The sequence below is a fragment of the Massilia yuzhufengensis genome (genome assembly GCF_900112225.1).
Taxonomy (GTDB): domain Bacteria; phylum Pseudomonadota; class Gammaproteobacteria; order Burkholderiales; family Burkholderiaceae_D; genus Telluria; species Telluria yuzhufengensis.
This window is the reverse complement of sequence record NZ_FOLD01000022.1, coordinates 37013-58143: the sequence shown is the minus strand read 5'-3', so window position 1 is coordinate 58143 and position 21131 is coordinate 37013. Positions and strand designations below refer to the sequence as shown.

The following is a 21131-nucleotide window of genomic DNA, read 5'->3' as shown; positions in this document are numbered from 1 at the left end:
GTCTATTTTGCAGTTCAATCGTTTCTAATTCAGTCATAGAAGAAGGGAAGCCAGCATGAAAATCCATGAGTATCAGGGCAAAGAAATCCTCCGAAAATTCGGAGTGACCGTTCCGCGCGGCATTCCGTGCATGTCGGTCGACGAAGCGGTCAAGGCCGCTGAAGAGCTGGGCGGCCCGGTCTGGGTCGTCAAGGCGCAGATCCATGCTGGCGGTCGCGGCAAAGGCGGCGGCGTGAAGGTTGCCAAGTCGCTGGAGCAAGTGCGCGAATACGCAGAACAGATCATGGGCATGCAGCTCATCACGCACCAGACTGGTCCTGAGGGCCAGAAAGTGCGCCGCCTGCTGGTCGAAGAAGGCGCGGACATCAAGAAAGAACTGTACGTCTCGATGGTCACCGACCGCATCTCGCAGCGCGTCGTGCTGATGGCCTCGTCGGAAGGCGGCATGGACATCGAAGAAGTCGCACACAGCAACCCGGAAAAAATCCACTCGATCGCGATCGATCCGGCCGTCGGCCTGACCGACGCCGAAGCGGACGACATCTCGACCAAGATCGGCGTGCCTGCCGAATCGCTGGCCGACGCCCGCACCCAACTGAAAGGCCTGTACAAGGCATACTGGGAAACCGATTCGTCGCTGGCTGAAATCAACCCGCTGATCCTGACCGGTTCGGGCAAGGTCATCGCCCTCGACGCGAAGTTCAACTTCGACTCGAACGCGCTGTACCGCCAGCCAGAAATCGTCGCCTACCGCGACCTGGACGAAGAAGATCCAGCCGAAGTCGAAGCATCGAAGTTCGACCTCGCCTACATCTCGCTGGACGGCAACATCGGCTGCCTCGTGAACGGCGCCGGCCTGGCCATGGCCACCATGGACACCATCAAGCTGTTCGGCGGCGAGCCGGCCAACTTCCTGGACGTGGGCGGCGGTGCGACGGCTGAGAAAGTCACCGAAGCATTCAAGATCATGCTGAAGAACCCTGGCCTGAAAGCCATCCTGGTCAACATCTTCGGCGGCATCATGCGCTGCGACGTGATCGCCGAAGGCGTGATCACCGCATCGAAGGCCGTGTCGCTGCAGGTGCCGCTGGTCGTGCGCATGAAGGGCACCAACGAAGACCTGGGCAAGAAGATGCTGGCCGACTCCGGCCTGCCGATCATCGCCGCCGATACGATGGAAGATGCAGCCAAGGCCGTCGTCGCCGCTGCAGCTGGTCAAGCCTAATTAAGGAATAAACAAATGTCGATCCTGATCAACAAAGATACTAAAGTCATCACCCAGGGTATCACCGGCAAGACCGGTCAGTTCCATACCCGTATGTGCCGCGACTACGCGAACGGCAAAGCTGCCTTCGTCGCAGGCGTGAACCCGAAGAAGGCCGGCGAAGATTTCGAAGGCATCCCGATCTACGCCAACGTCACGGAAGCCAAGGCCGCTACCGGCGCCAACGTGTCGGTGATCTACGTGCCGCCGGCAGGCGCAGCCGCCGCAATCTGGGAAGCTGTCGAAGCCGACCTGGACCTGGCGATCTGCATCACCGAAGGCATTCCAGTCCGCGACATGATGGCCCTGAAGGACCGCATGGCCAAAGCCGGCTCGAAGACCCTGCTGCTGGGCCCGAACTGCCCAGGCCTGATCACCCCGGACGAAATCAAGATCGGCATCATGCCGGGCCACATCCACAAGAAGGGCCGTATCGGCGTCGTGTCGCGTTCGGGCACCCTGACCTATGAAGCAGTCGGCCAGCTGACCGCACTGGGCCTGGGCCAATCGTCGGCAGTGGGCATCGGCGGCGACCCGATCAACGGCCTGAAGCACATCGACGTCATGAAGATGTTCAACGACGATCCTGATACCGACGCGGTCATCATGATCGGCGAAATCGGCGGTCCGGACGAAGGCAATGCTGCCTATTGGATCAAGGACAACATGAAGAAGCCGGTGGTTTGCTTCATCGCTGGTGTCACCGCTCCACCGGGCAAGCGCATGGGCCACGCCGGCGCGCTGATCTCGGGCGGCGCAGATACCGCGCAAGCCAAGCTGGACATCATGGAAGAGTGCGGCATCAAGGCCACCAAGAACCCGTCGGAAATGGCACGCCTGCTCAAGGCCATGCTGTAATACTGGCGATCTGGTAGTGAGGGAGAAGGGGAGCCGAGGCTCCCCTTTTTTCGTCTGGACATATCGCATGCCAGCGCCAGGTCGGCACTTTTCGTCCGCACCTGACAAATTGCGTTACGTAAACTATTCGCCTGACAAAATTTGCTGGTCTCCAGTGACAAATTTTGTCACCAATCAAGCCGAAACTTGTCCTGGCACGCCGTTTTGTTAGCTCCGCACTAATAAAATCAGCATTTTTGGGGCTGGCACACCGCTTGCATATAAGAAAGCGTGGCAACAAGCAGTAACCCAATCACCCCCGACTACCACCTGGAGAGACAAAATGAACTTCAAGCAAATGCAAACCAAAAAAGCCCAAGGCGGCTTCACCCTGATCGAACTGATGATCGTCGTCGCCATCATCGGTATCCTGGCTGCTGTCGCCATCCCGGCGTACCAGGATTACATCGCCAAGACCAAGGCTGGCGCTGCTTACGGCGAGATCGCTTCGGGCAAGACCGGTTACGAAATGGCTGTGGTCGAAGGCAAGACGACTGATGCCGCTGAATACCTGACCAAGTCGGGCCTGGCTGCCGACACCGCCAACTGCGAAGTCGCAGCCGCTGTCCCAGGCGAAGACACCGCCGTCCTGACCTGCACCATCAAGAATCCAGGCCGCCTGGGCGACGCTCCGACCATCGCCCTGCACCGCGCAGCCGCCGGCACCTACCGCTGCGTCGCTACCGGCTTCAACGAGGACGACAAGTTCATGCCAACCGGTTGCACCGCTGAATAATAGCAGCACCGCGTCAGTAAAAAGAGACCGCCAAGGCGGTCTCTTTTGCTTTGCTGGTCCGGAACGCCCCGCTGCCGCGGGGCGTTTGCATTATTGCTTCGTGTGGCGATCGAGCCAGTCGATCACGGTGTGATGCCACTGCAGCGAATTGGCCGGCTTGAGCACCCAGTGATTCTCGTCCGGGAACACCAGGAGCTGGCTGTCGATGCCCTTGCGCTGCAGCGCGGTGAAGGTCGACAGGGCCTGCGCGGTCGGGATGCGGAAATCGAGGTCGCCCTGGATCACCAGCATCGGCGTCTTCCACTTGTTCACGTGGTGGACCGGGTTGAACTTCTCGTGGTTGTTCGGCACCGCGAAATAGGCGCCGCCGTTTTCCCAGTCGGTGAACCACTGTTCCTCGGTCGAGTAGGCCATGCCGCGCGAATCGAACACGCCGTCATGGTTCACCAGGCAGCGGAAGCCGTCGTTCCAGTTGCCCGCGATCCAGTTCATCATGTAGCCGCCGTAGGAGGCGCCGAGGGCGCAGCTGCGGCCGCGGTCGAGCCACGGGAATTTCTTCACCGCCGCATCCAGGCCCTTGCGCAAGTCTTCGAGCGGCTTGCCGCCCCAGTCGCCGCTGATCGAATCGGTGAACTTCTGGCCGTAGCCGGTCGAGCCATGGAAATCGATGAACACGGTGGCATAGCCGGCGCCCGCATACACCTGCGGATTCCAGCGGTAGCTCCAGCCGTTGCCGAAGCTGCCCTGCGGGCCGCCGTGCACCAGGAAGGCGACCGGGTATTTCTTGCCCGGTTCGGCATTCCAGGGCTGCATCACGTGGCCGTACACGGTGTCGCCATTGGCGCCCTTGAAGCTGAACTGCTCGTACTGGCCCCAGCGCACGTCGGCCAGGCGTTCGGCGTTCAGGTTGGTCAGTTGCGCGGCCTGGCCGCCCAGTTTCTGCGAGAACAGCTGCGCGCCGGAGGCCAGGTTGGCCAGGGTATAGGCGACGGTATCGCCGCGCACATCGAACGCGCCGATCGCGCCCTTGTCGGTCAGCGCCGCCACCTTGCCGCTGGCGACGTCGATCGAGAACAGGCGGTGCTGGCCCAGGTCTTCCGCATCGACGATCAGCACCTTGCCGTCGGCGCGCCACTGCAGGCTGCCGGCCGAGCGGTCCCAGTCGGCCGCCAGCTTGCGCTTTTGCCCGCTTGCCACGTCCATCAGCATGATCTGGAAGCGGTCGGCCTCGAAGCCGGGACGCGCCATCGCCAGGTAGGCCAGGGTGCGGCCGTCTGGCGAGTACACGCCCTTGGTGTCCCAGGCCGCATTGTCCGTCGTCAGGTTGCGCGGCGCCGCGCCGCCTGCGGCCGGCACCGTGTACAGGTCGAAGTTGGTCGACCAGGCTTCGGTCTTGCCCGCAATGCGCGCCGAGAACACGATGCTCTTGCCGTCCGGGCTGAAGCGGAACTCCTCGCGGTCGCCGAAGGGCTTCGAGGGCACGTCGCCGTCGAGCGTGCCGGACAGGCTGACCGGCGCGCCGAGCTTGCCGCTGGCGTCCAGCGGCGCCGAGAACAGCACATTGTTGCGGTGGTCGTTCCAGGTATCCCAGTGGCGCACGAACAGGCGGTTGTACAGCTTGCCGCTGGCCTTGTCCTTTTCCTTTGCCTCCGCGCGCTGTTTCGTGCAGGCGAGGTCGGCGCAGTCGCGGAACACCGACAGGCTCATCGCCACCCGGTCACCGCTCGGGGAAACGCGGAAGCTTTCCACGTCCAGCGGCAAGTCGGTCACCTTGACCGGCTCGCCATCGGCCTTGCCGCCGGCGAGCGGCAGGCGCCACACCTGCGACGAGCCCGAGCGGGTCGACAGGAAATAGATGGCGTCGCCCGAGGCCGACCATTCCGGTTCGGTGCTGCTGGTGCTGTGGCTGGTGAGCCGCTGCGGCACCGGCTTGGCCGCGCGCAAATCGACCATCCACAACTGGGTATTGCCACGGTTCTTTTCCATGTCCGTGCTGCGCACCGTATACACGACGCGGCTCGCGTCCGGCGACACGGCCGGGCTGCCCACCCGTTCCATGTTCACCAGGTCTTCCACCGTGAACCCGCGCGGCGCGGCCATGGCAGTGGTGGCAGCCAGGGTCGCGGCAACCAGAGGTAACAAACTCAGCAAACGACTGTTCATTCTCCATCCTCGATATCTTGTCGGCACGCGGCAGGAGCGCCGCGCACGCAGGCCAGCAATTTACCATGCACCCCACCTTCGGGGTCAGGTCTGACATTTGGACACGGCCTCGGCTTTAGCTGCGGAAAACATGGCATAACGGCGACCTAGAGGCGTTGCGGTCAGGTGCTTGCAGCGGAGAATTGGGAATGTGGCCGGCAACCGGCTGGCGGCCGGGCTGGCGCTTGCAATCGGGCGCGAGCGGTGCAAAACCTCTCGTTACGGCTAAGCTCGTGTCCAAATGTCAGACCTGACCCCGAAGTTGGAAGTTGGGCGTGGGGCGGCAGCTAGACACGCGCAGTGGCGATGCGTTACAGGTCGGCGGTCCAGTCGCCGCTCTTGCCGCCATGCTTTTCCAGTACCCGCACATTGGTCATCACCATGCCGCGGTCGACCGCCTTGCACATGTCGTACACCGTCAGCAGGCCGACCTGCACCGCAGTGAGTGCTTCCATTTCCACACCGGTCTTGCCGATAGTTTCCACCTGCGCGCGGCAATGCACGCTGCAGGCCGGCGCGTCGAGCTCGAAATCGACCGTGACGCGGGTGATCGGCAGCGGGTGGCATAGCGGCACCAGGTCGCTGGTGCGCTTGGCGGCCATGATCGCGGCGATGCGGGCAATGCCGATCACGTCGCCTTTCTTCGCGTTGCCTGACTGGATCAGCGCCAGGGTTTCCGGCTTCATGCGGATGGTGCCGGCGGCGACGGCGATGCGGTGGGTGTCCTGCTTGGCGCCGACGTCGACCATGTGGGCCTGGCCAGTGGCGTCGAAGTGGGTCAGGTGGTCTGGTGTGCTCATTGTGCTGTCGAATGGGTGGGGTAACAAAGTGTTTCGCCCGGCTGCAAGCCGGCTGCGGATAGGGTTATCATAGCATCGTGAAACCCGCCTCCCGCCCAGCATCGGCGCGCCGCTGGCGCCCTGCCTTGACCGCCATTGCCCTGTGCACGGCGGCCGCCTGCGCCATGGCCGCGCCCGACGCGCCGCTGCGCAAACCCGACAGCACCCGCCTGCCCACGCTCGGCGACGCCGCGCGGGGCGACCTGTCGCCCATCGTCGAGCGCAAACTGGGCGAGGAGATCATGCGCGACGTGCGGCGCGACCCCGCCTACCTCGACGATGACCCGATCATCGAGTACCTGAACAACTTCGGCAGCGCTCTCGTCACGGCGGTGCCCGGCGCGCGCGGCGAGACCAATTCCGATTTCTTCTTTTTTGCGATGCGCGACACGGCCCTGAATGCGTTCGCGCTGCCGGGCGGCTTCATCGGCGCGCACACCGGCCTGATGGTGGCGGCCCAGACCGAATCCGAACTGGCCGGCGTGATGTCGCACGAGATCGGCCACGTCTCGCAGCGCCACATCGCGCGCATGCTCGGGCAGCAGAAGCAGGACGTGCTGCTGCCGCTGGCGGCAATGATCCTGGCGGCGCTGGCCGCCAAGGCCAGTCCCGATGCGGCGATGGGCGTGCTGATGGGCGGGCAGGGCCTGGCCGTGCAGCGCCAGCTGAACTTCAGCCGCGAAGCCGAGCGCGAGGCCGACCGGGTCGGTTTCCAGATCATGAGCGCGGGCGGCTACGACACCACCGGCATGGTGGGATTCTTCAAGCGCCTGCAAAGCGCCAGCAAGCTGTATGGCGACATCCCGGCCCACATGGCCAGCCTCAGCAGCCACCCGCTGACGGCCGAGCGCATCACCGATATGCAGGCGCGCATCCGCGAGATCCCGCGCAAGCCGCGCGTGGACAATGTCGACTTCCAGCTGGTGCGCGCCCGCGCCCGCATCCTGCAGGATGAAACCGTCAGCGGCCGGCGCGACGCGAAAAACGCCTTCGAGACCCAGCTGAAGGAAACCCACCGCCACCAGCAGGCCGGGGCCCAGTACGGACTGGCCTTCCTGGCGCTGCGCCAGGGGAATGTGGCCGACGCCCAAAGCTGGCTCGAGAAGGCGCGCGCCACCATGAAGCCGAAGGAGGGCGTGTTTTCCATCGAAGCCGGCGCGGGCGATGGCGCCCTGCTGTTCGACGGCCTGGCGATCGAGATCAAGCTCGCGCCCGGCCAGCCGGCGGCCGTGGTGGAGCAGGCCGTGAAGGACGCCGATGCGGCGCGCCAGCGCTATCCGCTGTCGCGCGCCATCGCCCGCCAGTACGGCGAGGCGCTGATCGCGTCGGGCAAAGTCGAGGAAGCCACGCGCTACCTGCGCGAGCAGACCCAGCTCTATCGCGAAGAACCGAAGCTGCACGACATGCTGGCGCAGGCCTATGCGAAGCAGGGCAGGATCGCCCTGCAGCACATGGCGCTGGCCGAATCCTACGTGGTGGCCGGCGCGCTGCCGGCGGCCGTGGCCCAGCTGGACCTGGCGCGCAAGGCCAATGACGTGTCGTTCTACGACCAGGCCGTCATCGATGCGCGCGAGCGCGAGCTGAAGGCGCGCCAGAAGCTCGAGAAGGAAGAAGAGAAGGAGCGGTGAACGTGCGTTACAGCCCCGGCGCGGGCACGTAGCCGAAGCGGCGCGGCAGCGCGTCCGCAGCCAGCCGTTCCACCACGACGCGCGCCCCGTCCGTCACCAGCGCCAGTTCTTCCGCATCGTCTTCCAGCCACGCCATGATGGCCTCGATCGAGGCCGGGTGCCCATCGAATTCCATGCGTGCCAGCACCGAGGCCACGTCGCGGTCGTCGAGCTGGGCGACGATGTCGCCGGCCTGCAGCACCAGCGCGCCGGCGTCGGTCATGAAGACGCCCTCCAGCGGCCCCATGGCCTGGCCGGTCTGCACCACGAAGCCCTGCGCCGGATCGGTGCGCGCGATGAAGGGCGTGCTTTCCAGGTTCACGTACACGCGCTGCGGCCCGTTCTGGAAGTACCAGCGGCCCTTGTCGTCGTGCCCGTAGTTGCGGTTGATGAAGCCGGCCAGCTTGGTATTGGCCAGCTTGTCGCCGGGCGCACCCGCCTGCTGCGCCGCTTCGTCGCGCATGCGCCAGTTGCCGCGCGCGTCCAGTCCCAGCCAGCCGTAGCAGTGCGGAACGTTGGGCCACTTGGCCATGGCCTGTTTTACGATGTCGTCCATGTCTTCCCTTGTTTCATGAAGCTTCGCATGCTACCTGCGCGCCGGGCGCACGGGTCGCCGGGCAGGCGCCGTCGAAGAAGTGCAGGATGCGGCGCGGCAGCCAGTCGTTCCGGCCCGGGAACGGGCCCACGGAAAAGCCGACATGGCCACCTTCGTCAGGATACTCCAGCGTCACCGCGCGCGCCGCGGCCAGCGGCAGATGCTCGCCCGGCAGGAAGGGGTCGTTGCGCGCGTTGAGCACCAGGGTGGGCACGGTGATCGCGCCCAGCACGTGGCGCGCGCTGGCGCGGTGCCAGTAGTCGTCGGTGTCGCGGTAGCCGTGCAGCGGCGCGGTAACCACGTTATCGAAGGCGTACAGGTCGCGCGCGCGCAGCAAGGCGTCGCGGTCGAACAGGCCGGGGTAGCGTTCCAGCTTGGCCAGGCACTTGGGCTTGAGCGTCTGCAGGAACATGCGGGTATACAGCAGGTTGAAGCCCGCGCCGAGCGCGGCGCCCCCGCGCGCCAGGTCGAGCGGGGCCGATACTGCGCACGCCGCCTGCACGAAGCCGGCGCCGTGCCCGGATTCGCCGAGCCAGCGCAGCAGCACATTGCCGCCCAGGGATACGCCGGCCGCGAACAGCGGGCCGGGCGCACGCGCATGGAGCCGGCGCACGATCCAGTCGACTTCCGCCGCGTCGCCGGAATGGTAGAAGCGCGGCGCCAGGTTCGGCTCGCCCGAGCAGCCGCGAAAGTGCGGCACCGCGCCCGACCAGCCGCGCGCCTGCAGCGCCGCCATCAGCGCGCGTGCGTAATGGCTGTCCGAGGAGCCTTCCAGCCCATGGAACAGCACCACCAGTGGCTTGCCCGGGTCGCCGTCGACGAAATCGACATCGACGAAATCGCCGTCGCTGCTGCTCCAGCGCTCGCGCCGATAGGCGACCGGGGGCCTGGCGACGCAGGTCGCCGGATAGATGGTCTGGAGGTGGCCGCCAGGCAGCCACGCGGGCGCACGGTATTGCATGGGGCAGGGGGCGCGGCCGGGGACCGCGCCCATGACAATCAGTGGTGCTTGAGCTCGACGCCGGCGGCCAGGCGGTACTGGGTGCCGCAGTACGGGCACTTGGCGTCGCCATGGTGGTCAAAGTCGAGGAAGACGCGCGGGTGCGAGGACCACAGCGGCATTGCCGGATTCGGGCAGTGTGCCGGCAGGTCTTTGGCCTCGAGTTCCACCACAGGCATCGTCTTTTGGTTCATCAGGTTCTCCGTCTAGCGAATTGGGACAAAGACAGGATTCTACCGGATTCACCATGCATACCGAAATGATCGGTAGAATAACGAACTGATCATAATCGAGCCCGGGACGCAGCGCTTGCCAGCCCGGCGCCGCTGTTCGGAACACCTTTGGCACACCTTTACATGCGTTTCATGCCCGACCGTTTCAAGCCCGTCGCCGCATCCGCCCGAAACGGCCGTTGCAGGAAAACCACATGAACGGGGCCGCGCCGCCGGAGCAGCATCGCCCTGCCGGAGTGGATGCGCTGGACGCCCCCGACCCGGACGCCTGGCGCGAAGGGTTCAAGACCGGCCTGCCGACCCTGTTCGGTATCGCCGCCTGGGGCCTGGTGGTCGGCATCGCGATGGTGAAAACCGGCCTGACGGCCATGCAGGCCACCGGCATGACCCTGCTGGTGTTTGCCGGCTCTGCCCAGCTCGCTTCCCTTCCGCTGATCGCGGCCGCCGCGCCGATCTGGGTCATCTTCGCCACCGCGCTGGTGGTCAACCTGCGCTTCGTGATCTTTTCGGCCCTGCTCGGCCCGCACTTCTCCCACCTGCCCTGGAAGCAGCGCTTCCTGCTCGGCTATGTGTCGGGCGACCTGACCGTGGCCATGTTCCTGCAGCGCTTCCCCACCGCCGAACGGGTCGCCGGCAAGCTATCCTACCTGAAGGGGCTGATGTACCCGAACTGGTTCGCCTGGCAGGCCGGTTCGCTCACCGGCATCTTCCTGGGCAGCGCGATTCCGGCCGAATGGGGCCTGGGCTTCGCCGGCACCCTGGCCATCCTCTGCATTACCGTCCCCCTGATCATCAACAATGCCGCCCTGTGCGGCGTGCTGGTGGCGGGCGCCATCTCGGTGCTGGCCTATGGCCTGCCGTACAAGCTGGGCCTGCTGCTGGCGGTCGTGGTCGGCATGGTCACCGCGATGGTCGTCGAAGAAACCATCGCCAAGCGAAAGGGCAAGCATGTCTGACTGGGAAATCTGGGCCGTCATCGGCGTGTTGTGCGTCGCCACCGCCGCCACCCGCAGCTCGTTCTGGCTGATCGGCCACATGGTGACGATCCCGCCGCGCATGCAGGAGGTGCTGCGCTACGCCCCGGCCTGCGCGCTGGCGGCCATCATCGGGCCGGATTTGCTGGTCGACGTGCGCGGCGACGCCCAGCTCACGCTGGCCAACCCGAAGCTGCTGGCCGCACTGGCCGCGCTGGCCTTTTACCTGTGGCGGCGCAGCATGCTGTTGACCATCCTGTTCGGCATGGCGGTCTTTACACTGTTGCGCGTCTTGCACGTTTTTGGCGCCGCTGCCTAATGTACAATGACGGTCTTTCACTATTTCACTGTTGACTAGCCAATGGATGACGTTCTGAGTTTCACCCGCTTGCAAGACCTGATCGACCGCGATGCGCTGAAAAACAAGCGCGTCTTCATCCGCGCCGACCTGAATGTTCCGCAGGATGACGCTGGCAATATCACCGAAGACACCCGTGTCCGCGCCTCCGTGCCTGCGATCCAGGCCGCGCTGAAGGCGGGCGCCGCCGTGATGGTCACCTCGCACCTGGGCCGCCCGACCGAAGGCGAATTCAAGCCGCAAGACAGCCTGGCGCCGGTCGCCGCGCGCCTGTCCGAGCTGCTCGACCAGCCGGTGGAACTGAAACAGGACTGGGTCGATGGCGTCGAGGTCGCGCCGGGCGCGGTCGTGTTGCTGGAAAACTGCCGCGTCAACAAGGGCGAAAAGAAGAACGACGACGCGCTGGCGCAGAAAATGGCCAAGCTGTGCGACATCTACGTGAACGACGCCTTCGGCACCGCGCACCGCGCGGAAGCCACCACCCACGGCATCGCGAAATACGCGCCCGTGGTCGCCGCCGGCCCGCTGCTGGCGGCCGAACTCGACGCGCTCGGCAAGGCCCTCGGCCAGCCGGCCCGCCCGCTGCTGGCCATCGTCGCCGGCTCGAAGGTCTCGAGCAAGCTGAGCATCCTGCAAAGCCTGGCCGGCAAGGTCGACAACCTGATCGTCGGCGGCGGCATCGCCAACACCTTCATGAAGGCCGTCGGCCTGAACATCGGCAAGTCGCTGGTCGAGAACGACCTGGTCGCTGAAGCCAAGCAGATCATCGACATGATGGCCGCGCGGGGCGCCTCGGTGCCAATCCCCGTGGACGTCGTGTGCGCGAAAGAGTTCTCGCCAACCGCCGCCGCCACCGTCAAGGACGTGGCGGACGTGGCGGATGACGACATGATCCTGGACATCGGCCCGAAGACCGCCGCCATGCTGGCCGAACAGGTCGCCAAGGCCGGCACCATCGTCTGGAATGGCCCGGTCGGCGTGTTCGAGTTCGACCAGTTCGCCGAAGGCACCAAGACGCTGGCGCTGGCGATTGCCCAGTCGAAAGGCTTCTCGATCGCCGGCGGTGGCGACACCCTGGCCGCGATCGCCAAGTACGACATCGGCGACCGGATCGGCTACATCTCCACTGGCGGCGGCGCCTTCCTCGAGTTCCTCGAAGGGAAGACCCTGCCGGCAGTCGACATCCTGCTCCAGCGTAACGCCAAATAAGACAGTGCCAGCGCAGCTTCGAAAGCTGCGCTTCTCTTTTCAGAACCGAGGATTCCAACCCATGCAAGCTGCGCGCCCCCTGTACAACGCCACCAAGATCGTCGCCACCATCGGTCCTGCATCGACCGACTTCGACATCCTCGTGAAAATGATCCGCGCGGGCGTCGACGTCGTGCGCCTGAACTTCTCGCACGGCAAGGCCCAGGACCACATCGACCGCGCCACGCTGGTGCGCCGCGCCGCCGCCGAATGCGGCGTCGAAGTGGCGATCATGGCCGACATGCAGGGACCGAAGATCCGCGTTGGTAAGTTTGAAGAGGGCAAGATCTTCCTGAACAATGGCGAGAAGTTCATCCTGGACGCCAAGTGGGGCGACAACGGCGAGCTGGGCAACCAGGATCGCGTCGGCCTCGACTACAAGGCATTGCCGCGCGACGTCAAGCCGGGCGACAAGCTGCTGCTCAACGACGGCCTGATCGTGCTGGTCGTCGACAAGGTCGTGGGCCACGAGATCTGCACCACGGTCAAGGTGGGCGGCGAACTGTCGAACAACAAGGGCATCAACCGCCAGGGCGGCGGCCTGACCGCGCCGGCCCTGACCGCCAAGGACATGGAAGACATCAAGACCGCGATGAGCTTCCAGGCCGACTACCTGGCGATCTCGTTCCCGAAGAACGCCACCGACATGGAGATGGCGCGCCAGCTGGCCAACATCGCCGGCGAAGCCTATGGCCACAAGCCGATGATGATCGCCAAGATCGAGCGCGCCGAAGCTATCCCGGTGCTGCAGGAAATCCTGGACGCGTCGGACGGCATCATGGTCGCCCGCGGCGACCTGGCGGTGGAAGTGGGCAACGCGGCCGTGCCGGCGCTGCAAAAGCGCATGATCCGCATGGCGCGCGCCTCGAATAAATTGGCGATTACCGCGACCCAGATGATGGAGTCGATGATCGTCAACGCCGTGCCGACCCGCGCCGAAGTGTCCGACGTGGCCAACGCCGTGCTGGACGGCACCGACGCCGTGATGACCTCGGCCGAGACCGCATCGGGCAAGTACCCGGTGGAGACGGTTGAGATGATGGCCGCCATCTGCCTGGAAGCCGAGAATTCGGAATACAACAAGCAGGATGCCGATTTCCTGAACGTCCAGTTCACCCGCATCGACCAATCCATTGCCTACGGCACCCTGTTCACCGCCCACCACCTGAAGGTGAAGGCGATCGTTGCGCTCACCGAATCGGGCTCGACCGCCCTGTGGATGAGCCGCCATTCGATTGACACCCCGATCTTTGCCCTGACCCCGCTGCAGACGACGCAGCGCAAGGCGTCGCTGTACCGGAACGTGCGAGCATTCCACCTGCTGCAGGAAGGTGGCAGCCACGCGGTGCTGCGCAAGGCCGAAGAAGTCCTGATCAACGAAGGCATGGTGCGCAAGGGCGACCTGATCGTCGTGACCTGGGGCTCGCCGATGGGCCAGGCCGGCGGCACCAATGCGCTCAAGATCGTGCGCGTTGGCGAGCTGGACGAAAAAGTTTCTTAATTGTTTGGAGTAATCAACCATGGCACTCGTATCGATGCGTCAACTGCTGGACCATGCCGCCGAACACGGCTACGGCCTGCCGGCGTTTAACGTCAACAACCTGGAGCAGGTGCAGGCCATCATGGCCGCCGCCGACGCGGTCAACGCGCCGGTGATCATGCAGGCCTCGGCCGGCGCCCGCAAGTACGCCGGCGAAGCCTTCCTGCGCCACCTGATCGACGCCGCCGTCGAAGCCTATCCGCACATCCCGGTCGTCATGCACCAGGACCACGGCCAGTCGCCGGCGGTCTGCATGGCCGCGATCCGTTCGGGCTTCACCTCGGTGATGATGGACGGTTCGCTCGAAGCCGACGGCAAGTCGGTGGCGTCCTATGAATACAACGTCGACGTCTCGAAAGAAGTGGTCAAGTTCGCGCACTCGATCGGCGTGACGGTTGAAGCGGAACTGGGCGTGCTCGGTTCGCTTGAAACCATGATGGGCGACAAGGAAGATGGCCACGGCGCCGACGGCGCCATGACCCGCGAGCAGCTGCTGACCGACGTCGCGCAAGCCGCCGACTTCGTCGCCCGCACCCAGTGCGACGCCCTGGCCATCGCCATCGGCACCTCGCACGGCGCCTATAAATTCACCCGCAAGCCGACCGGCGACATCCTGGCCATCGACCGCATCAAGGAAATCCACCAGCGCATCCCGAACACCCACCTGGTGATGCACGGCTCGTCGTCGGTGCCGCAGGAACTGCTGGCGATCATCCGCGAATTCGGCGGCGACATGAAAGAGACCTACGGCGTGCCGGTCGAAGAGATCCAGGAAGGCATCAAGCACGGCGTCCGCAAGATCAACATCGACACCGACATCCGCCTGGCCATGACCGCGGCGATCCGCAAATACATGTTCCAGAACCCGGGCAAGTTCGATCCGCGCGATTACCTCAAGCCTGCGCGCGAGGCGGCCACCGAGATCTGCAAGGCGCGCTACCTGTCCTTCGGCTGCGAAGGCATGGCGGCCAAGATCAAGCCGATGCCACTGGACAAAATGGCCGAGCGCTACAAGGCGGGCGAGCTGTCGCAGATCGTGCAGTAATTTGGCAATAGGTGAAGCTGGCTGCGCGGCAGGAGTCGCGCAGCCAGCTTCACCTACGTCCCTTAGCAACGTCGTCCCGGCGCAGCCCGGGACCCAATTTCTTCACCGCAGTTGGTAACGTTAGCGCAGTCGTAACGCACACAAACTTGGGTTCCGGCCTTCGCCGGAACGACGGTTTTTAGTGTGGTAGCTGGAGCGTACTGAGTCGGCTTTTTAAACAAAATTGGGTTCCCGCCTTCGCGGGAAGTCGTAGCGCCAGTGACGCTACGACGGTGCTGGCTTCGGCGGCGCATCGTGAATTGACGTAAAATTACGCACCGGCCCAGGCCACCCCCAGACCTGACCCACCCGACCGGCGACAAACCCCGGTTCCGTTTCCCTGATATCCCATCTATGAACAGCCTCTACCAATCCACTATCAAGTCCCTGCCACTGCTCGGCCACGGCAAGGTACGCGACAACTACGCTGTCGGCGACGACAAGATCCTGATCGTCACCACCGACCGCCTGTCGGCCTTCGACGTGGTCATGAACGAGCCGATCCCCGGCAAGGGCATGGTGCTGAACCAGATGAGCGACTTCTGGTTCGAGAAGCTCGGCCACATCGTGCCGAACCACCTGACCGGCGTGGCGCCTGAGAGCGTTGTGGCGCCAGATGAGGTAGAACAGGTCCGCGGCCGCGCCGTGGTGGCCAAGCGGCTCAAGCCGATCATGGTCGAGGCGGTCGTGCGCGGCTACATTATCGGGTCGGGCTGGAAGGATTACCAGGCCAGCGGCGCCATCTGCGGCATCGAACTCCCAAGCGGCCTGCGCCAGGCCGACAAGCTGCCGCAGCCGCTGTTCACGCCGGCCGCCAAGGCCGACCTGGGCGAGCATGACGAGAACATCTCGTTCGAGGACATGGAAAACCGCATCGGCAAGGAACTGGCCGCCAAGATGCGCGACGTCAGCATCCAGCTCTATACCGCCGCCGCCGAATATGCGGCCACGCGCGGCATCATCATCGCCGACACCAAGTTCGAATTCGGCCTGGACGACAACGGCGTGATGCACCTGATGGACGAAGTGCTCACCGCCGATTCCTCGCGCTTCTGGCCTGCCGACTCGTACGCGCCGGGCATGTCGCCGCCATCGTTCGACAAGCAGTTCGTGCGCGACTACCTGGAAACGCTGACCGACTGGGGCAAGACCGCGCCGGCGCCGGCGCTGCCGGCGGACGTCATCGAAAAAACCCAGGCCAAGTATTTCGAAGCCATCGAACGCCTGACCGGCGAAAAGCTGAAGGCGTGACGATGACCGAGCAAGCAAAACCGCTGGTGGGCGTCATCATGGGGTCCTCGTCCGACTGGGACGTGATGCAGCACGCGGTCGCCATCCTGAAGCAGTTCGGTGTGCCTTTTGAAGCCTCGGTAATCTCGGCGCACCGCATGCCCGACGAGATGTTCACGTATGCCGAGACCGCGCGCGCACGCGGCCTGCGCGCCATTATCGCCGGGGCAGGGGGCGCCGCCCACCTGCCGGGCATGGTGGCCGCCAAGACCATCGTGCCGGTGCTGGGCGTGCCGGTGCCGTCCAAGTACCTGCGCGGCGAGGATTCGCTGCTGTCCATCGTGCAGATGCCGAAAGGCGTGCCGGTTGCCACCTTCGCCATCGGCGAAGCGGGCGCCGCCAACGCGGCCCTGACCGCGGTGGCGCTGCTGGCCGCGAACGACGAGGACCTGGCCCAGCGCCTGGTCGCGTTCCGTACGGAGCAAACCGCGGCCGCCCAGGCCATGACCCTTCCCGTCTGAATCGCATGAGTGACTCCTTCCTACCCACCGCCCAACCGTCCGCCTGGCTGGGCGTGATGGGCGGCGGCCAGCTTGGCCGCATGTTCGCCCACGCTGCCCAAGCCATGGGCTTCAAGGTCGCCGTACTCGAGCCGTCGCAGGACTGCCCGGCAGGGCAGGTGGCCGAGCGCCTGATCCCGGGCGCCTACACCGACGCTGCGGCCCTCGCCGAACTGGCGAACGCCTGCGTGGCCATCACCACCGAATTCGAGAACGTCCCGGCCGACAGCATGGCCTGGCTGGGCGAGCGCAGCTTCGTCGCACCGAACGCCGCCTGCGTGTCGATCGCGCAGGACCGCATCGCGGAAAAGCGCTTTTTCGTCGACTGCGCGCCAAGCTCCGGCGTGATGCCGGCGCCGCACAAGACCATCGCTTCATACGCCGACATCGACGCCATCGATGACGACCTGCTGCCGGGGATCCTGAAGACCGTGCGCATGGGCTACGACGGCAAGGGCCAGGTGCGGGTGAAGTCGCGCGAGGACGTGCGCGCCGCGTTCGACGCCATGAACGGCGTGACCTGCCTGCTGGAGAAGATGCTGCCGCTGGCCTATGAAGTCTCGGTGCTGACCGCGCGCGGCGCGGATGGCGCCTCGGTGGTCTACCCGATCGCCGAGAACGTGCACCGCGACGGCATCCTGTTCACGACCACGGTGCCGGGACCGAACGTCTCGAGCGCCTGCGCGAAACAGGCGCAGGAAGCGGCGCGCGCCATCGTGGCCCAATTGGGCTACGTGGGCGTGCTGTGCATCGAATTCTTCGTGCTGGAAGATGGCACGCTGGTGGTCAACGAAATGGCGCCGCGTCCGCACAACAGCGGCCACTACACGATGGACGCCTGCATCACCAGCCAGTTCGCGCAGCAGGTCCGCGCGATGGCGCGCCTGCCGCTGGGCGACGTGCGCCAGCATTCGCCCGCCGTCATGCTCAACATCCTGGGCGATGTCTGGTTCGAGCCAGGCAGCGACACCGCGCGCGAACCGGCCTGGGACCGCGTGCTGGCGCTGCCGGGCGCGAACCTGCACCTGTACGGCAAGGACGACCCGCGCCGCGCGCGCAAGATGGGCCACATCACCTTCGTGGCGCCGACGCTGCTTGAAGCCCGGGCCAGCCTGGCCCAGGCCTGCGCGATCCTCGGTATCGCCGAATGAGTAGCGTTAGCCAGGACCTCGACCCGCAAGCCATCGCCGCCGCCGCGCGCGCGCTGGAAGCGGGCGCGCTGGTCGCCTTCCCGACCGAGACCGTGTACGGCCTTGGCGCCGACGCCGAGAACCCGGCGGCGGTGGCCGCCATCTACGCGGCCAAGGGCAGGCCCCAAGACCACCCGGTGATCGTGCACCTGGCCCCCGACGCGCCGCTCGATTACTGGGCCACCGACATCCCGCAAGAGGCGCATGCCCTGGCCGAAGCCTTCTGGCCCGGCCCGCTGACGATGATCCTGAAGCGTGCCCCGAACATCCCGGCCGCCGTCAGCGGCGGCCAGGACACGGTCGGCCTGCGCTGCCCGTCGCACCCGGTGGCGATCGCGCTGCTGCGCGCCTTCAAGGGCGGCAGGGGCGGCGTCGCGGCGCCCTCGGCCAACAAGTTCGGCGCCGTCAGCCCCACCCTGGCCCAGCACGTGCGCGACGAATTCGACGCCGACGGTACGGTTGCCATGGTGCTCGACGGCGGCGCCTCGCAGGTGGGTATCGAATCGACCATCGTCGACCTGTCGCGCCTGGCCACGCATGGCCCGGTGCTGCTGCGTCCGGGGCATATCAGCAGCGAGGCCATCGCCGCCGTGATCGACCAGGCGCCGGCCAGCCCCGACGCGGCCGCGCCGCGCGCCTCCGGCACGCTCGAATCGCACTACGCGCCGCATACCCCGGTGGCGATGCAGGACAGCGAACAGCTGCGCCAGACCCTGGCCAGCCTGGCTGGCGCCGGGCGCAAGGTCGCCCTGATCCATTATTCCAGCATGCCGCCCACCCACGCCGCGCTGCGCCTGCCGGCCACGCCGGACGGCTTCGCCCACGCCCTCTATGCCGCCCTGCGCGCGATGGACGGCCACGGCGCCGACGTGATCCTGGTCGAAGCGCCCCCGTCGGGCGGCGACTGGCTTGGCGTCAACGACCGCTTGCGCCGCGCCGCCCATGGCTCCACCGGCATCGTGCACGGTCTGCTCAACCAGGTCCCGCTGGCCTGAGCTCATCCGCCAGACCGCCCGTCTTTACTGGCGGTCTGCAAAACCACGCTGTTCAACAACCACTTCTGCCGGGCTCGAGAGCGGGGCTATAATCGGCACCCGATCCGGTTGTCAGTTGTCACTAAAAACTGACATATTGGCAACCGTTTTCCTATACAAGTAAGTTGAACACTGGCATATTATTCATAGACACGAATAGCACGGGCGTTCGTTTCAGAATAAAACCAACTTAGGAGACACAATGCGTCAAACCAAACTCGCGCTTGCCCTGTTGACGGCAGCGGTGCTGGCAGCTTGCGGCGGAACCAGCCCAGGCGGTGGCGACCAAACGCAGAAACTCAAGTTTTCCCAGCAGGTGTCGTTCGGCGACAGCCTGTCCGACGTCGGCACCTATGCCGTCGGCGCGGTCAAGGCCGCGGGTGGCGGCAAGTTCACGATCAATGGCGACGGCACGTCGAAAAATCCTGAGTTGAACGGCAAGATCTGGCTCGACTTCATGGCGGCCGAACTGAAACTGCCGGTGCCTTGCGCCGCCCAGACCGGCCTGATTGGCGACGCCGCGCGCGGCTTCTCCGTACCCGTCGTGCAGAACCTGAACTGCTTCAATTACGCCCAGGGTGGATCGCGCGTGACCAACCCGATCGGCCCGGGCAATCCAGGCACTGGCTCGCCGATTGGCGAAACTACCGTGCCGCTGGTCACCCAGATCGCCAACCACCTGGGCCGCAACGGCAACAAGTTCAGCGGCACCGAGCTGGTGACCCTCCTGTCGGGCGGCAACGACGTGCTGATGCAACTGAGCGTCCTGTCGACCGCCGCCACCGCTGCCGGCGCCGCCGCCGGCGCGCAGACCTTCGCCACCTCACTGACCATGCAACTGGCCGCCGGCGCCACCAACCCGCAGACCGCCGCGCAGGCGATCGGCGTGGCCATCGCCACCGAAAACGCGCGTCCGGGCAAGACCGACCAGACCGTGGTCGCCGCCGCCGTCGGCGCCGCCGCGCGCCAGCCGGGCAACGCCGCCGTGGCCCAGGCTTCGGTGTACGGCCCGATGGTCGCCAAGGCCCAGGCTGACGCTACCGCGGCCGGCACCAAGGCCGGCAACGACTACGCCGCCGCCAACGGTCCGAAACTGGTCGCCGAACTGGGCACCGCCGGCGCCCAAATGGCTGCGCTCGTGAAGAACGAGGTCGTGGCCAAGGGCGCCAAGTATGTCGTCGTGGCCAACCTGCCGGACGTGGCCAGCACCCCGGCCTCGAAGTCGAAATCGGCCGACATCCAGGCCCTGACCGCCGCCATGGTCAATGCCTTCAACACCCAGCTCAAAGCCGGACTGGGCACCGACGACCGCATCCTGTACGTCGACCTGTACACCGTCAGCAACGACCAGGTGAAGAATCCGGCCCCTTACGGCCTGACCAACACCTCGTCCCCGGCCTGCGGCGCCAATGCACTGGGCACCACGTCCCTGATCTGCACCAACGCCAACACGGTAGCCGGCGACGTCAGCCACTACATGTTCGCCGACGACATCCACCCGACGCCGTTCGAGAACAACCTGATTGCGCGCTACGTCCTCAAGGACATGGCGATCAAGGGCTGGCTGTAAGAACGGGCAGGCCTGCTCCCGGGAGCGGGCCTCGACAAATGAATTCAGGAGAAAAGATGAAACAAGGTTTCAATTGCCTCGTCAAAGTGCTGGGTGTGGCCGCCGCGCTGGCCTGCGCCTCGACGGCATCGGCCCAGTCGGCCGGCCAACTCACCGCCAAGATCGGCCTCAACCAGCTGACCCCGAAGGTCGAAAGCGGCGACATCAGCGCGCCGGCACTGCCGGGCTCCAAGGCGGACGTCGAGAAGGACACCCAGCCGGTACTGATCTTCGCCTACGGCCTGACCGATAACATTTCGCTGGAAGCGGCGATCGGCACGCCCTACAAGCACAAGATCTACGGCGCGGGCGCCATCGCCGGCACCGGCCAGCTCGGCACCGTGGAAGCGCTGCCGCCGACCGTGTTTGCCCAGTACCGCTTCTTCGCCCCGACCTCGCTGTTCCGCCCCTACGTGGGCATCGGAGCGACCTATGCCTACTTCATGAAGGAACGCGGTTCGGCCCGGATGACCGCGGTTACCAACCCAGGCAGCGGCGTGCCGACCACCTTCAGCATCGACAACAAGCTGACCTACACGGCGCAGGTCGGCCTGGCGATGAACATCGGCGAGCGCTGGTTCGCGGACGTGACCGCCAACAAGACCAAGCTGCGGACCGACGTGCATTTTTCGACCGGCCAGACCCAGCGGATGAAGCTCGATCCGGTGGCGGTGGTGGTGGCGGTGGGGTACAAGTTCTGACAAGCGCTGCGCTTGCAACCGAGGCCCGCCGCGTGCGGGCCTTTTTCTTGGATTTCAAGGCAACCCCGGGGTCAGGTCTGACATTCGGACACGAACTCTGCCGTACGATGTCGGTTGATGGCTTACGACTGGCGAAATCGTGTAACAACAAGTGGCGTGCCATGGTTACA

At 65.4% G+C, this 21131-nt stretch carries 20 protein-coding genes; 15 read left to right on the top strand and 5 right to left on the bottom strand.

What is annotated here, in order from left to right:
• Positions 1–55: 55 nt before the first annotated feature.
• From sucC to BM031_RS26040, 3 genes are all read left to right on the top strand, one after another.
• On the top strand, positions 56–1225 hold the full coding sequence (gene sucC / locus BM031_RS17240) for an ADP-forming succinate--CoA ligase subunit beta (protein ID WP_091875798.1): 1170 nt from the start codon (positions 56–58) through the stop codon (positions 1223–1225).
• A gap of 15 nt (positions 1226–1240) precedes the next feature.
• Positions 1241–2122: a succinate--CoA ligase subunit alpha gene (sucD, locus tag BM031_RS17235; protein ID WP_091875797.1), complete on the top strand. Its 882-nt coding sequence runs from the start codon at positions 1241–1243 to the stop codon at positions 2120–2122.
• Positions 2123–2444: 322 nt separating this feature from the next.
• Positions 2445–2897, top strand: a complete 453-nt coding sequence (locus BM031_RS26040; RefSeq protein ID WP_307187169.1) for a pilin — start codon at positions 2445–2447, stop codon at positions 2895–2897.
• Positions 2898–2987: 90 nt separating this feature from the next.
• On the opposite strand, the gene BM031_RS17225 is transcribed toward BM031_RS26040, so the two are convergent.
• Together BM031_RS17225 and moaC are read right to left on the bottom strand one after the other, a co-directional pair.
• The gene (locus BM031_RS17225) at positions 2988–5060 is read right to left on the bottom strand and encodes a S9 family peptidase (RefSeq protein WP_091875796.1); all 2073 of its coding nucleotides are present in this window, start codon (positions 5058–5060) and stop codon (positions 2988–2990) included.
• Positions 5061–5410: 350 nt separating this feature from the next.
• Entirely contained in the window at positions 5411–5899 is a 489-nt protein-coding gene (gene moaC / locus BM031_RS17220) for a cyclic pyranopterin monophosphate synthase MoaC (protein ID WP_091875795.1), read from the bottom strand.
• 164 nt (positions 5900–6063) lie between these two features.
• Here moaC and BM031_RS17215 point away from each other — a divergent pair, with 164 nt between their 5' ends.
• A complete protein-coding gene (locus tag BM031_RS17215; RefSeq protein ID WP_091875834.1) occupies positions 6064–7566 on the top strand; it encodes a M48 family metalloprotease in 1503 nt (500 codons plus the stop codon).
• 7 nt (positions 7567–7573) lie between these two features.
• Here the strand turns inward: BM031_RS17215 and BM031_RS17210 are convergent, their stop codons facing one another.
• Genes BM031_RS17210 through BM031_RS17200 form a run of 3 tightly spaced genes read right to left on the bottom strand, consistent with a single transcriptional unit; the run spans position 7574 to position 9394 of the window.
• Positions 7574–8161: a DUF2946 family protein gene (locus BM031_RS17210; RefSeq protein WP_091875794.1), complete on the bottom strand. Its 588-nt coding sequence runs from the start codon at positions 8159–8161 to the stop codon at positions 7574–7576.
• A 13-nt stretch (positions 8162–8174) separates the two neighbouring features.
• Entirely contained in the window at positions 8175–9161 is a 987-nt protein-coding gene (locus BM031_RS17205) for a YheT family hydrolase (RefSeq protein ID WP_091875833.1), read from the bottom strand.
• A gap of 38 nt (positions 9162–9199) precedes the next feature.
• Positions 9200–9394, bottom strand: a complete 195-nt coding sequence (locus BM031_RS17200; protein WP_091875793.1) for a zinc-finger domain-containing protein — start codon at positions 9392–9394, stop codon at positions 9200–9202.
• A gap of 233 nt (positions 9395–9627) precedes the next feature.
• Here BM031_RS17200 and BM031_RS17195 point away from each other — a divergent pair, with 233 nt between their 5' ends.
• The 11 genes from BM031_RS17195 to BM031_RS17145 all read left to right on the top strand — a co-directional run bounded on the left by BM031_RS17195 (position 9628) and on the right by BM031_RS17145 (position 20961).
• Entirely contained in the window at positions 9628–10389 is a 762-nt protein-coding gene (locus BM031_RS17195) for an AzlC family ABC transporter permease (RefSeq protein WP_091875792.1), read from the top strand.
• Complete coding sequence (locus BM031_RS17190) at positions 10382–10726, top strand: AzlD domain-containing protein (protein WP_091875791.1); 345 nt, start codon at positions 10382–10384, stop codon at positions 10724–10726. The genes BM031_RS17195 and BM031_RS17190 overlap by 8 nt, the downstream gene beginning before the upstream one ends.
• Before the next feature lie 42 nt (positions 10727–10768).
• Positions 10769–11974 (top strand): phosphoglycerate kinase, encoded by a 1206-nt coding sequence (locus BM031_RS17185; RefSeq protein WP_091875790.1) that lies wholly within the window; start codon positions 10769–10771, stop codon positions 11972–11974.
• Positions 11975–12053: 79 nt separating this feature from the next.
• Positions 12054–13514: a pyruvate kinase gene (gene pyk, locus BM031_RS17180; RefSeq protein WP_091875832.1), complete on the top strand. Its 1461-nt coding sequence runs from the start codon at positions 12054–12056 to the stop codon at positions 13512–13514.
• 19 nt (positions 13515–13533) lie between these two features.
• Positions 13534–14598 carry a class II fructose-bisphosphate aldolase gene (gene fba / locus BM031_RS17175; protein ID WP_091875789.1) on the top strand — a complete coding sequence of 355 codons (1065 nt, stop codon included), beginning with the start codon at positions 13534–13536 and terminating at the stop codon, positions 14596–14598.
• Between the two features lie 393 nt (positions 14599–14991).
• Positions 14992–15888 carry a phosphoribosylaminoimidazolesuccinocarboxamide synthase gene (locus BM031_RS17170; RefSeq protein ID WP_091875788.1) on the top strand — a complete coding sequence of 299 codons (897 nt, stop codon included), beginning with the start codon at positions 14992–14994 and terminating at the stop codon, positions 15886–15888.
• 2 nt (positions 15889–15890) lie between these two features.
• Positions 15891–16388, top strand: a complete 498-nt coding sequence (gene purE / locus BM031_RS17165; RefSeq protein WP_091875787.1) for a 5-(carboxyamino)imidazole ribonucleotide mutase — start codon at positions 15891–15893, stop codon at positions 16386–16388.
• A gap of 5 nt (positions 16389–16393) precedes the next feature.
• Entirely contained in the window at positions 16394–17578 is a 1185-nt protein-coding gene (locus BM031_RS17160; RefSeq protein WP_091875786.1) for a 5-(carboxyamino)imidazole ribonucleotide synthase, read from the top strand.
• A complete protein-coding gene (locus tag BM031_RS17155; protein ID WP_091875785.1) occupies positions 17575–18612 on the top strand; it encodes an L-threonylcarbamoyladenylate synthase in 1038 nt (345 codons plus the stop codon). Before BM031_RS17160 ends, BM031_RS17155 begins: the two co-directional genes overlap by 4 nt.
• Before the next feature lie 241 nt (positions 18613–18853).
• The gene (locus tag BM031_RS17150; RefSeq protein ID WP_091875784.1) at positions 18854–20221 is read left to right on the top strand and encodes an SGNH/GDSL hydrolase family protein; all 1368 of its coding nucleotides are present in this window, start codon (positions 18854–18856) and stop codon (positions 20219–20221) included.
• Between the two features lie 56 nt (positions 20222–20277).
• Entirely contained in the window at positions 20278–20961 is a 684-nt protein-coding gene (locus BM031_RS17145; protein ID WP_091875783.1) for an OmpW/AlkL family protein, read from the top strand.
• The last annotated feature ends 170 nt before the right edge of the window (positions 20962–21131 follow it).